At 39.2% G+C, this 13,460-nt stretch carries 13 protein-coding genes; 12 read left to right on the top strand and 1 reads right to left on the bottom strand.

What is annotated here, in order from left to right; translation table 11 throughout:
- Window positions 1-46: 46 nt before the first annotated feature.
- The 11 genes from WBW42_RS14720 to WBW42_RS14670 all read left to right on the top strand — a co-directional run bounded on the left by WBW42_RS14720 (window position 47) and on the right by WBW42_RS14670 (window position 12,045).
- Window positions 47-1,090 (top strand): YqaJ viral recombinase family nuclease, encoded by a 1,044-nt coding sequence (locus WBW42_RS14720; RefSeq protein WP_001090272.1) that lies wholly within the window; start codon window positions 47-49, stop codon window positions 1,088-1,090.
- A 212-nt stretch (window positions 1,091-1,302) separates the two neighbouring features.
- A complete protein-coding gene (locus WBW42_RS14715; RefSeq protein WP_000589670.1) occupies window positions 1,303-2,199 on the top strand; it encodes a recombination directionality factor in 897 nt (298 codons plus the stop codon).
- Between the two features lie 156 nt (window positions 2,200-2,355).
- On the top strand, window positions 2,356-2,811 hold the full coding sequence (locus WBW42_RS14710; protein WP_002086797.1) for a hypothetical protein: 456 nt from the start codon (window positions 2,356-2,358) through the stop codon (window positions 2,809-2,811).
- 48 nt (window positions 2,812-2,859) lie between these two features.
- On the top strand, window positions 2,860-4,059 hold the full coding sequence (locus tag WBW42_RS14705) for a TolC family protein (protein WP_000039774.1): 1,200 nt from the start codon (window positions 2,860-2,862) through the stop codon (window positions 4,057-4,059).
- A 10-nt stretch (window positions 4,060-4,069) separates the two neighbouring features.
- Complete coding sequence (locus WBW42_RS14700; RefSeq protein ID WP_001041870.1) at window positions 4,070-5,545, top strand: efflux RND transporter periplasmic adaptor subunit; 1,476 nt, start codon at window positions 4,070-4,072, stop codon at window positions 5,543-5,545.
- Between the two features lie 14 nt (window positions 5,546-5,559).
- On the top strand, window positions 5,560-8,688 hold the full coding sequence (locus tag WBW42_RS14695) for an efflux RND transporter permease subunit (RefSeq protein ID WP_000460236.1): 3,129 nt from the start codon (window positions 5,560-5,562) through the stop codon (window positions 8,686-8,688).
- An 11-nt stretch (window positions 8,689-8,699) separates the two neighbouring features.
- Window positions 8,700-9,071 (top strand): hypothetical protein, encoded by a 372-nt coding sequence (locus WBW42_RS14690; RefSeq protein ID WP_000181823.1) that lies wholly within the window; start codon window positions 8,700-8,702, stop codon window positions 9,069-9,071.
- 5 nt (window positions 9,072-9,076) lie between these two features.
- Window positions 9,077-9,790 carry a HupE/UreJ family protein gene (locus WBW42_RS14685; RefSeq protein WP_001165581.1) on the top strand — a complete coding sequence of 238 codons (714 nt, stop codon included), beginning with the start codon at window positions 9,077-9,079 and terminating at the stop codon, window positions 9,788-9,790.
- An 11-nt stretch (window positions 9,791-9,801) separates the two neighbouring features.
- Window positions 9,802-10,440 (top strand): hypothetical protein, encoded by a 639-nt coding sequence (locus WBW42_RS14680; protein WP_000282061.1) that lies wholly within the window; start codon window positions 9,802-9,804, stop codon window positions 10,438-10,440.
- A gap of 80 nt (window positions 10,441-10,520) precedes the next feature.
- Window positions 10,521-11,828, top strand: a complete 1,308-nt coding sequence (locus tag WBW42_RS14675; protein WP_000895211.1) for an MFS transporter — start codon at window positions 10,521-10,523, stop codon at window positions 11,826-11,828.
- 91 nt (window positions 11,829-11,919) lie between these two features.
- A complete protein-coding gene (locus WBW42_RS14670) occupies window positions 11,920-12,045 on the top strand; it encodes a YHYH domain-containing protein (protein ID WP_000733641.1) in 126 nt (41 codons plus the stop codon).
- Window positions 12,046-12,076: 31 nt separating this feature from the next.
- On the opposite strand, the gene WBW42_RS14665 is transcribed toward WBW42_RS14670, so the two are convergent.
- Window positions 12,077-12,346 carry a metal/formaldehyde-sensitive transcriptional repressor gene (locus WBW42_RS14665; RefSeq protein ID WP_000018740.1) on the bottom strand — a complete coding sequence of 90 codons (270 nt, stop codon included), beginning with the start codon at window positions 12,344-12,346 and terminating at the stop codon, window positions 12,077-12,079.
- Between the two features lie 55 nt (window positions 12,347-12,401).
- Here WBW42_RS14665 and dmeF point away from each other — a divergent pair, with 55 nt between their 5' ends.
- Entirely contained in the window at window positions 12,402-13,337 is a 936-nt protein-coding gene (gene dmeF, locus WBW42_RS14660; RefSeq protein ID WP_001175951.1) for a CDF family Co(II)/Ni(II) efflux transporter DmeF, read from the top strand.
- Window positions 13,338-13,460 lie beyond the last annotated feature (123 nt).

Genomic DNA, 13,460 nt, shown 5'->3' with positions numbered 1-13,460 from the left:
TTGTGATCCCCATCATTTTACATAGCAAAATAATCAGGACTTCAATATGAATACCGCAATTTTAAATCCATCTATGCAACAGGCAAGTACCCCATTTATTGCCCCAAAATTATTCACAGCCAAACGCTTGGTCAATACAAAGAATATGACTCAAGCAGAATGGCTTGAAGTCAGACGCCAAGGTATTGGCAGTAGTGACTGTGCCGCAGCCTGTGGACTTAATCCCTATATGTCGATGCTAGAACTGTGGATGATCAAGACAGGTCGAGTTAAACAATCCATTGAAGATGAAAGCACAGGTCATGCCCCTTTATATTGGGGTAAACAACTTGAACCTTTGGTCGCTGAATACTACAGCATGCATACCAACAACAAAGTTCGTCGTATCAATGCCGTACTACAACATCCTGATGAGGATAAGCATTTTATGCTGGCTAACTTAGATTACTCGGTGGTAGGTAGTGAGGAAGTACAGATTTTAGAATGCAAAACCGCAGGGGAATATGGAGCAAAGTTATGGCGAGATGGTGTGCCTTTATACGTATTGTGTCAGGTGCAACATCAACTCGCTGTAACAGGCAAAAAGGCAGCGCATATTTGTGTGCTGATCTGTGGTCATGAAACTCGTATCTATAAAGTGGCACGCAGTGAATCAGTCATTCAACATATTGTGAATGCAGAGCGATACTTTTGGGAGTGTGTGGAAAATGACACGCCACCTTCAGTCGATGCCAGTGAATCGGCAGCTAAAGCCATTCAGCAACTCTATCCTCAACATATTCCACTCAGTGTCGAAGATCTCAGTCAAAATGAACAAGCCAATCAGTTGTTTGCTCAACTGATTCAAGAAAAGCATCATATTGAAAAACACCAAAACAGCTTTGATGAAACTAAGCATCAAATTCAGATGTTAATGAAAGATGCTGAACGAGCAACTTTTGCCAATGGTTCAGTGACGTGGAAACGATCTAAAGACTCCATTGCTTTAGATAATAAGGCTGTATTGAAAATGCATCCTGAACTAATCAATGAGTTTCCACAAAACAAGGTGGGGACACGACGTTTTCAAATCTATAGCAATGATGACTGACCCGATCAAAACCATGCATCTATATCGCTAACTATATATGCATGAAATATCCATTCTTCCCAAAAGCGCAAAAAAACCACCCCCGATCTACCGACTCCCGAAGGAGCGGTAGACCAACAATGGCGGTTTTTGCGAAGTCGTAGCTTTTCATATTTCTGTTTACTTACATAGCAAGGGGTAATCAGTAAAATTTTACTTATAGGACAAACAACATGATCAAAGGTTTAGCGATTACACCGCCAATACTCGGCAGAATTAGTATCGGTAAAGTGGTCGAAAAGAATGGTAAACGTCTGCCTGAAAAAGATGATCAATTTACGATTACTAGCCAAATTCAGAATAAGGATGGCTGGGTGAAACACCCACTGGATGAGCAGCTAAGAGCCAAGGCACAAAACCAGAAACTCAGAACCATTCCTGTCCGGATGATTTTTAATGATCCTGAACTCAACTTGCGAGCTGAGTACACTCTATTCGACCGACAAACTGGTCGGCCCATCTGTACTGGTAATGGTGAAACCTGTCAGCGACTTGGACAAAACGGGGTTGAACAGCATCCATGTCCATCACCTGATTTATGCCCCTTGGCCCAAGGTGGACACTGCAAGCCTTATGGGCGGCTTTACGTCAATCTAGATGAGTCGGATGAGTTGGGTACATTCATTTTTAGGACTACAGGTTTCAATAGCATTCGTACCTTAGCTGCACGGCTTCGTTATTACCATGCGGCTTCAGGTGATTTACTTTCATGTTTGCCATTGCAACTGACCTTACGAGGAAAAAGCACAACGCAAAGTTACCGTACCCCAATTTATTACGTGGACTTAACCTTACGTGATGGAATCAATCTACAAGAAGCCATTACTTCAGCCAAACAGATCGATGGACAAAGCAAGACAGCAGGGTTTTATCAGGAGGCTTTAGATCATGTGGCAAGGCTAGGTTATGGTAATGCCAGATTTGAGGTAGGAGGTGAGGAGGGACTGGATATTGTTGAGGAGTTTTATATCAATGAACCAAAACCAGAGCAGGGTCAGCAGCTTAGTGATTTAACTCATGTTCAAGACATTCAGAAAGGGTTGCAGCATTCTGTGCAGGCTCTCAATTGAAATGGACCTAGTTAGAAAAGAGTACTTGTACTCTTTTTTTTGCAGATTTTGGACTGTAGATAAGAAAATACTCACTCCTAGAATTTTTGAGAGATGGATTTACTTTAATAACGCTTTTTAGTATTTTGGTAGCAAATCAGAAGTATGTTCATGACTATGCGTTCAAGTAGGTTTTCTAAGCTTATACTCGCATTTGTCCTGTTTTTGTTTACCATAACAATTACGGGAGTTCATGCGTGGGCGCCTGTTCTACTTGAAAATATTGAACATCAGCATGAGTTGAGTATCATTGTAGAGGATGATGCTTCTAGTCATTGGTCTTTACAGCACTCAGATGATTCTCTAAAAAGTTCTGCTGATCATGATGCAGAAGCACATACGTGGAAGAATTTTGATGAGCCGATCTATCATCATTCAGTAAAGCCAATTTCTTCTGATAGTGATTTCAGCATAGATCCAATCTTTATTCTTAGTTTCGCACTTCCACTAGTTTTATTCTTTTTCCAGCTTTTTGAAAAGCCCGTTTATCGAGTCTTTTTAAAGCGGCGATCCCCTCTAGTATTTAGTAATTCTTATACTTTCTCTAAAGATTTAATCGTCCTACGTAATTGATCTTTCTATACAAAAAATAGTTTTTAATTTTTTTGTATAGGTAAAGTCATGTCTAAAAAATATCAGATATTTCTTACCTGTGGATTTGTAGCAACAGCAGCAAATGTATTCGCAGAAACGAATTATGCAGAACTACAAAAGCAGGTAATCGCAAATGATGCTGTACTCAATAGCTTACAGCAGTCCGAGCAAGCTTATGAAATCAATCAAAAGTTTGCTGGCAGATTAATTAATCCGACTTTCAATATGGAGTTGGATAATCTCGGTAATTCAAAATTGAAAGATTTGGATGGCCCAACAACCTTGCTGGGGCTATCACAAGAGATCCCCCTCAGTAATAAACTTTCCTTGAGAAAACAGATTGCGAGTTTTCAAGGTGATCGTAATCAGTTCGAAATAGCAAAGCGTCAGGCTGAACTCAAAGCAGATTTAAGAATCTGTATGGCGAACTGGTATGTAGCTACTCAGCGTGCTGAAATTTATTCTTCTGAGAGTAAATTGAATGCCAGACAAGCTAACGTTCTTTCCGAACGTCTTAAGTACGGGCGAGTAATTCCTTCCGATGCTCAACTAAGCATAGCACTTTCATCTGAGTCGAAATTGCGCCATCAAAATGAAGTGAAGAAGATTCAGTTCCAGAAAAATCTATGTTCTAAGTTCACTTCCAACCTGCCCAGTAGTGCATTGGAGGTTCCGCTAAGCTTTAATTTCACAGACAAAATAAGTTTGTCTGAGCAAGAAGCAACTTTAAGTTCAAAGCTGAAAAAAGCTCAGTTTGAGTTGGCTCGTAAAGAAGCAATACCAGATATTACTTTGGGAGTAGGGGTTAGAAACTACCAAGAAACCAATGACAAAGTCTTTCAGGTTTCGACATCAATACCCCTCAATATTTTTAGTCGAAATAAAGGCAATATTGCGATCGCTCAAGCAGAGCATACGAAAGCAGAAACACAGTCGGTGCTTGTGAATCGTAATTCTAAAATTGAATTGGAAAACAAGGCTATTGAGGTTTCCAACTTGATTGATGCGATTAAGCAATATGATCAAACGGTTTTGCCCGCAACAAATGAGAGTCTCCGAATTGCTGAAATGGGATACCAAGCAGGGAAAAACTCTTTACTTGAATTCAATAATATTAAGCAAATTTGGTTAGACAAACATCTTGCTCGATTCGATATGTGGTTGGCTTTGCAAACTGAAATTGCAGATGTCGAACGTAACTACATTACTCATTTAGATCAAGAATAAGGGCAAGAATATGAATAAACAAACCAATACATTGATTGCAACTGGTGTCGTTGCCTTACTTATCGTCTTATGTGCAATTGCTTGGTATAAATCGGGCAATAAAACACAAGCGAGCGCACATGGTGAGGTCGCCGAAGAAAAAGTAGCTGTGGCTGGAGATGAGAAAGGGCCTCACGGTGGTCGTTTATATCGAGATGGAGATTTCTCTGCTGAGGTCAAGATATTTGAGGAAGGAGTGGAACCACACCTCCGTGTTTATGGGTATTTGAAAGATAAACTACTTAAACCTGAAGACTTAACAGCAAATATCTACATCAAACGTTTGGATGCCGAGCAAAATATTCAATTTCAACCTGAGAGTGATTACTTAATTGGGAATGAAATTGTTTACGAGCCACATTCCTTTTTAATGATGATAAACGTTGATTATCAAGGGAAAAAGCATACTTGGAAATGGGATACGAAGGAAGGCCGTGTCACCATGTTGGACAGTAGTATTAAGAGCAGTGGATTAGAGCTTTTAAAAGTTGAATCAAAGATGTTTGAAAATGCTTTGGAGTTAAAAGGCGAACTGAAGTTTCCTGATAATTTTGAAAGCTTTATTACGCCTAAAGCCAGTGGGACATTGATCAAAACTTACCGTAATCTAGGTGATAAGGTGAGTCAGGGAGACTTACTTGCTGTAGTTCAAAGCCAAGATGTAATTCGTTTGAATGCCGATCGTAAAGTTGCTTTGGACAGCCTACAGTTTGCTCGTCAAAAAATGGAACAGGAACGAGCGCTATGGCAAAAGCGTGTATCACCTGAAATTGATTATATTTCAGCAAAACGAGACTTTGACGCAGCACAAACTCGTGCAAATGAGTTGAATAACTTAATCAACTCTTATGGTGGTTCTAGTAATGGTACTGTTGAAGTTCGTGCTGCAATGTCTGGAACAATATTAGAAGTCCTTGGTGCTGTTGGATCAAATGTAAGTTCTTCAACACCTATTTTTAAAATCGCAAATACTTCTCAACTTTTAGCAGTTGTTAATGTTCCCGCTGACAGGCTAAATGCTATAAATCCTAACAATAAGGTTAAAGTTAAACCTCAAAGCCCTGTGGATACAGAAGAAGCTTTAGGACGAATTAAATATATCAGTGATGTCATTGATCCAAAGACACGTACAGCACAGGTCTTTATTGAAGTACCAAACCAGTTTAAGTGGCGCTCAGGACAGTTAATCACGGCCCAAATTTTTGAAAATCAAAGTTTGAAGCCGATGGTTGTGCGTGAAGATGCTCTACAGAGCTTCCGTGATTGGGATGTTGTATTCATTCGTGTTGGCAATGATTTTGAAGCTAGGCCTCTGGAGCTTGGTGAAAAGTACAATGGGTATGTGGAAGTTAAATCTGGATTACGCGTAGGACAGGTTTATGCCGCTGGAAATTCATATCTTTTAAAAGCAGAGCTAGGGAAATCTGGCGCTACTCATGACCACTAAGGGGAGTAGCGACTATGTTTGACCAGATTGTTAAGCTCTCGATTAAGAATCGTTGGCTTGTACTTATCGTATTTTTATTTGTTGGTGCATTAGGGGTTTATAACTATTTCAAGTTACCGATTGATGCAGTCCCTGATATTACGAATGTACAAGTCCAGATTAATAGTGAAGCTCAAGGACTCTCTCCAATGGAGATGGAGTCTCAAGTGACCTATCCCATTGAAACTGCTTTGGCAGGTATTCCAAATTTAGACTATACACGCTCCGTATCTCGATATGGTCTATCTCAAGTAACGGCAATTTTCAAAGAAGGGACGGATATTTATTTTGCCCGACAATTAGTCAATGAGAAGCTACAAGGAGTGACACCAAATCTTCCCGTTGGAATTGCAACTTCTATGGGGCCTGTTTCTACAGGACTTGGCGAAATCTTCATGTATACCGTTGAAAATGCCAAGAACAATCCTAATCCACTTTCACCAACGGAATTACGCACCTTACAAGACTGGGTGATTAAACCTCAGCTTCGAAATGTAGAGGGTGTTAATGAAATCAATACCATTGGTGGTTATCTCAAACAATTTGTAGTTCAACCTGATTATGCTTATTTACGTAGCATAGGGCTGGATCAGAAGACAATTTTAGAGGCTATCTCTAAGAACAGCATGAATAAAGGCTCGGGGTATATTGAGAAAAATGGTGAACAGTATTTAATTCGTTCTGATTCTCAAATTAACTCGATTGAGCAAGTCCAGAATATCCCGATTACGACGAGCAATGGTTATATCCTCAGATTGAAAGATGTTGCCAAAATATCTATTGGTCACGAATTACGTACAGGTGCTGCAACTAAAGATGGGCAAGAAATTGTACTGGGTACAGCATTCATGCTTATTGGTGAGAACTCACGAAATGTTGCTCACGCTGTTGATCAAAAGCTACAACAGGTTCAAAAATCATTACCAGAAGGTGTGGAAGCAAAAGCTGTCTATAACCGTACAACTTTGGTTGATGCAACGATACAGACGGTGAAAAAGAATCTTTTAGAAGGTGCGATTCTGGTAATCGTTGTTCTGTTTGTATTTCTTGGTCACTTCCGTGCTGCGCTGATTACCGCTTTGGTCATTCCTTTATCCATGCTGATGACAATCACAGGTATGGTGAACCAGAAAATTAGTGCAAACCTTATGAGTCTTGGGGCACTAGATTTCGGGATTATTGTAGATGGTGCTGTTGTAATTGTTGAGGCCTCCTTAGCAAAGTTGGCAATTAAACAAAAAGAGCTTGGGCGAGTTTTAACAAGGCAAGAACGCTTTACGACTGTGTTTGAGGCGACTAAAGAATCCCGCAAAGCGATTCTCTATGGTCAATTGATCATTATCTTGGTGTATCTACCTGTAATGACTCTGACTGGTGTTGAAGGAAAGATGTTTACACCAATGGCTGCAACAGTGGTTATGGCTTTAGTGGCAGCAATGATTCTTTCAATTACGTTTGTCCCTGCAATGGTGGCATTGGTCACTACTGGTGAAATTAAAGAAGAAGAGTCAAAAATCGTCCATGGCATCAAAAGATTTTATAACCCAATTCTAGATTGGTCTTTAAATCACAGATATTTGCTAATCGCTTTTGTCTCTATTTTCTTTGTTTTTAGTGCAAGTCTTTCGACTCGTTTAGGCTCAGAGTTTATACCTTCCTTGGATGAGGGAGATGTAGCACTACATGCCTTGCGTATCCCTGGTACGTCGTTGACTCAAGCAATTGAAATGCAATACACGTTAGAAAAAGAGATTAAGAAAATTCCAGAAGTTCAGACTATTTTTGCCAAAGTGGGGACTGCTGAAATTGCGACTGATCCTGTTCCACCTAACGTAGCAGATAACTTTGTCATGCTGAAACCTCGTAGTCAGTGGCCTAATCCTGATAAGGAAAAGTCTGCGGTTGTTGCTGAAATTGAACGCGTATCTAAAGGCGTATATGGAAACAATTATGAGTTTACACAGCCGATTCAAATGCGTTTTAACGAACTTATTTCAGGTGTCCGAACAGATGTTGCCGTAAAAATTTATGGTGATGATTTAGAGCAGTTGCTTGAATCAGCAAACGCTGCCGCTAAGATTTTAGAGGGAGTCAAAGGTACTGCTGATCTTAAAGTCGAACAGATGTCTGGTTTACCCATGGTTTCTGTTGAGCTGAAAAAAGACATGATTGCCAACTATGGGCTTGATGCAGAGGATGTACAAAAACAGGTTTCTAGCCTAATCACAGGTGAGACAGTAGGTAAGGTGTTTGAAGGAGATCGAAAGTTCGACATTGTGGTACGTATGGATCAAAACTCGGTAACAGATCTAGAAAAGCTGTATCAGATTCCTGTGAGCTTAGCTGATGGTTCGAGTGTTCTTTTATCAGAATTGATCGAGTTAAAAAACGTTCAAGGACCAAACCAGATTTCTCGCGAAAATGGTAAACGGCGTATCGTCATTACAGCAAATGTTCGTGGAACTGATATTGGTAGTTACATTTCAGAAGCACAATCTAAGCTGAATGCTGATTTTAAATTACCAGATGGTTATTGGCTGACTTGGGGCGGTACGTTTGAGCAAATGGAATCTGCTTCAAATCGTCTTATGGTTGTAGTACCGATTGCTTTAATTCTGATCTTTGCCATGATCTATATGGCTTTAGGTAATGTTAGAAACAGTATCTTGGTATTCACAGGTGTGCCATTTGCACTAACAGGTGGTGTGATTGCTTTAGCACTACGTGATATTCCATTCTCAATTTCTGCGGCTGTGGGTTTCATTGCCTTATCGGGTGTTGCTGTGCTGAATGGTTTGGTTCTTGTTTCAGCCATTCAGCGACTTAGAGTTCAAGGTGAAAGTGTCATTGATGCAGTGAAACATGGTGCAATGGAAAGACTCCGTCCCGTGTTGATTACAGCTTTAGTCGCTTCATTAGGTTTTATTCCGATGGCCTTAAACGTAGGCATTGGCTCTGAAGTTCAGCGCCCAATTGCAACTGTTGTTATTGGTGGGATTATTTCATCAACCTTACTGACTTTGATTATTTTGCCAACCTTATATGTGTGGTTTAACCAAGGTAGGTCAAGAAAATCAAACGAAGCTGCTAAACAGGTTGTTTAGGGGCATCTTTAATGACAAATATATTGCGAGATAAACAAAACAAATTTGTGATGATGTTGCTAGTCTGCATGATCAGTCTCGCTTTATGTTTGCACTTTAAAGAGCATGTAACTGAAAATGAATTTCAGAGACACGTTTCAATTGATGCAATTAACTCTCACCATCATGAGATAAGCCAACAACATTCACATAGTCACCAAGATAATTACTATGAACATTTTGTTGGCTATGACGTACTTAAATCGGCCGCTTTAGCTCATCTCTTAAAAGGGATTTCGATTTTAGATTGGTCAAAAGAATATGTTTATCTGATGGTGAGTCGTATTTTTAAACCGCCCAAAAAGTTAATGGATTTTCAATTCATTTTAAATTTTGGAGTTTGATATACATGCAAATTATTGCTTCACACATTGTGAAATTAAGTGCTTACATAAAGCTATTACTTGCTTTATTCATTACATTGGTAAGCCCTACACTTTTTGCTCATGGAGTAGCGGAAGGTGATAAGGGCTATATTCAAGAAATTTATGGCATTCATGTGATTCCATTCATCTATTTGGGTGCGAAGCATATGGTCACTGGATATGACCATTTACTATTTCTTGTTGGCATTATCTTCTTCTTATACCGAATGAAAGATATCGGCTTGTACGTCAGCCTATTTGCACTTGGGCATTCGATTACGATGCTGGTGGGTGTTTATTACAATATCTCGATAAACGCCTACATCATTGATGCAATCATTGGTTTTTCGATTGTTTATAAGGCTCTAGATAACTTGGGGGCTTATCAGCGTTGGTTTGGTTTTCAACCAAACACGAAAATCGCGACTTTAATTTTTGGTCTGATTCATGGTTTTGGACTCGCAGTAAAAATTCAGGAATATGAAGTTCCGAGTGATGGACTGTTGGCAAATTTAATCTCATTCAATATTGGGGTTGAATTAGGCCAGTTTATGGCTCTGTGCATCATCTTGTTATTAATGACGTTTTGGAGAAAGACACCTTATTTCTTTAAAACAGCTTATCAAAGCAATGTCTTCCTCATGTTCCTCGGTTTTTTACTTGTTGGCTATCAACTTACTGGCTTCATTACTCAATAAGGATCTAAATTATGTATAACGCTGAAATTCCAAAAGATATCGAATTACCTTCATCAAAAAAGTTAATTAAATCAACAGCAATTGCTGCCGTAAGTGCCGTTATTGTGCTAGTTACCTGTGTCATGCCTGCGGAGTATGCAATTGATCCGACAGGTATGGGTAAAGTGCTTGGTTTAACGAAAATGGGAGAAATCAAACAATCACTAACTGAAGAGTCAGAAAATGGTATCAATGCTGCACAGGCAGTGAATAGTGTTGAACAAATATCAGTAGAAACTTCGACTCAAACGGCAACTGATAATGCTCAAATGATTATGCCTGCTATTAATAAAGAGAGCATTAGTATTGAGCTTAAACCGGGCCAAGCAACCGAAGTGAAACTGACGATGCCACAAAGTGCAAGTGTCAACTTTGACTGGAAAGCTGTTGGAGGTGGTCTTAATTATGATACCCATGGTGATCCAGTGAACGCTCCTAAAGGGTTCTATCATGGCTATGGAAAAGGAAAGAATGAAACAACTCAGCAGGGTGTCTTAAAGGCAGCTTTTGATGGCAAGCATGGTTGGTTCTGGCGTAACCGTACGGAAAATCCAGTGACTGTAACTCTACTTGTAGAAGGGCAGTTTAGTGAAATGAAGAAAGTCTTTTAAGTTTTGATCAATCTCCTTGGAATAATATTCCAAGGAGATTCAATTGCTAAAGAAGTCAGGTTCTAAAAGGAATCCATAAGATGCTAGAAGTACTAAAAAACACAACATATCGGCATTTGTTTTTGGCCCAAGTAATAGCGCTAATCGGAACGGGGTTAATCACAATCGCCCTAGCTTTACAGGCGTACGATATTGCAAAGGGGGAAGCAGCCCAAGTTCTTGGTATTGCATTGGCAATTAAGATGATTGCTTATATCGGTGTAGCGCCTATAGCATCTGCATTTGCTGAGCGATTACCAAGAAAAAAAGTATTGGTTGGGCTAGATGTTATTCGAGCATTAACAGCATTGTGTCTACCGTTTGTGACACAAATTTGGCAAATTTATATTCTCATTTTTATTTTGCAATCTGCTTCTGCTGCATTTACACCAACATTTCAGGCAATGATTCCAGATGTTTTACCTGAAGAAAAAGACTATACCAATGCGCTATCATTATCACGATTGGCCTATGATTTAGAAAATATTATTAGTCCGATGCTCGCGGCATTTTTATTAACTTTGATGAGTTATCACAACTTATTTTTGGGAACGGTATTAGGTTTTATCGGTTCTGCTTTGTTTGTGGTAAGTGCGAAATTACCAGTTGCCAAAGTACCTGCGTTTAGAGGTGTTTATAGCCGTATTAAGCAGGGAGCTAAAATTTATTTTAATACGCCTAGACTTAAAGCATTGCTTGCTCTCAATTTAGCAATTGCGTCAGCAAGCGCTGTAGTGATTGTAAATACCGTGGTATTGGTTCAATCGACATTTAAGCTAACTGAAAATGCGACTACTTGGGCTTTTGGTTTATTTGGATTTGGTTCAATGCTTTCGGCTTTCATTTTGCCTAAGATATTGGATAAGTTCCCAGATCGATCAGTGATGTTGACGGGAACAACAATTCTTGTAATTGGGCTGTTAAGTGGTTATTTCATTACATCTTATAATGGTTTGCTTGTACTTTGGTTTGTGCTTGGTATTGGATATTCTGTTTCACAAACACCTACAGGCCGTTTGATTCGAAAATCTGCATCGAGTGAGAGTAGGACCTCTCTATTCGCAGCGCAATTTGCGTTTTCACATGCTTGCTGGTTAGTGACTTATCCCTTGGTTGGATGGCTCACTACTAACATAGGAACATTACAAACTTTTATACCGATGGCAGTGATTGCAACGATTTCTTTATTACTTGCAATGCGTTTGTGGCCATCACAGGATGAGGCTCTTTTACCCCACAGTCATGATGATTTACCTCCAGATCATGAGCATTTGCAGCAGCATCGAATCAATGGAGTACACGTCCATGAATATATTATTGATGACTATCATGAAAAGTGGCCTAAATAACTCTTTTTCGACTAATGACTTAGAAAGATTCCGTTTGTTTGTTGTACAATTATAAGCTTATTTTATTGTTCAATAAAAAAAGGGGAACAACATGAAAAAACTAATCTTGGTATGTTTAATGGGGCTTGCGGTAACAAATGCTTTTGCTCATTCAGGTGGTACTGATTCTTCAGGCTGCCACACGAATAGCAAGACAGGGGATCGTCACTGCCATTAATAATAAAAATGAGTAGAACATTTTGTTCTACTCATTTTGAATAACGATCTAATAATAATAAGTACTGTTTCATTTCTTCTTCATCAAAATTTTGATCCCCTTTCAATACATGTTCTCTTAAATGTTGTTCAAGAAGTTGCTGCATTAACCCATTAACAGCACCTTTAATTGCTGCAACTTGTTGTAATACTTCAAGACAAGAGCTTTCAGGTGTTAATAATGACTTTTCAACAGAAGTAACCTGTCCTTGAATCCGCTTGATGCGATTAAGTATTTTTTTATCTTGATGCAAATGAGACATGATTTTTCCTAAAAAAAATATATACTGGGGGGAGTATCTTGGAAAGATAAAATTTATGCAACTTCATAGTAACTTAGATCGTCGTCATTCTCATCAATTCGATGAAGGAAATCCTTTAGCACAAAAGAAAATACTGATTGCGACAATTCTTACAGCAATCATGATGGTACTAGAGATATTGGGGGGATGGATTTTTAATTCGATGGCCTTACTCGCAGATGGCTGGCATATGAGTTCACATATGGTTGCTCTCGGCTTAGCTTATTTCGCATATCGAATGGCCCGACATTATGCTCATGATCAGCGATTTAGTTTTGGTACTTGGAAAATTGAGATTCTAGCAGGGTACAGTAGTGCTATTTTACTTATGGTTGTAGCACTTTTAATGGGTATTCAATCTATCGATCGATTAATGAATCCCGTGAATATTCATTACAATGAGGCAATACCAATTGCAATTGTTGGTTTATTGGTAAACTTGGTTTGTGCATGGTTATTACATGACGGAGGCCACCACCATCACCACGAGCATGATCATCACCATGAACACGACCACCACCACGATCATCATGACTTAAATCAAAAGGCGGCGTTTCTGCATGTAGTAGCTGATGCGGTTACTTCTGTATTGGCAATTGTTGCATTGTTTGCGGGGAAATATTTTGGTTGGAGTTTCTTAGATGCACTATTAGGTGTAGTTGGAGCTATTCTTGTCGCTAAATGGTCATGGGGATTATTAAATGAGACAGGAAAGACACTACTCGATGCAGAAATGTCTCACCCTGTGGTTGATGAAATCAAAGAGGTTATAGAGGAATTTCCTCAAGTTAATATTACTGATTTACATGTTTGGAAAGTTGGTAGAGGCAAGTTTTCTTGCATCTTGGCTTTAGAGAGTACAGGTGTAGATTTAACACCAGATGTAGTGAAACAGGCACTCTCTATCCATGAAGAAATTGTGCATGCAAGTGTTGAAATACATTTTATTTGAATTATTGAATGGTTAGAGGTGGATCAGGAAATTTGAACAACACTTATAAGTGATATTTTGCTCCCCAAATGATGTTATAAACATCAATATATGGAGTATTTTATGGCACGTAGACCAAGAAGA

Source organism: Acinetobacter sp. LT1, from assembly GCF_059800965.1.
The sequence above is the reverse complement of the archived record's forward strand: the minus strand, read 5'-3'. Positions and strand labels throughout refer to the sequence as shown.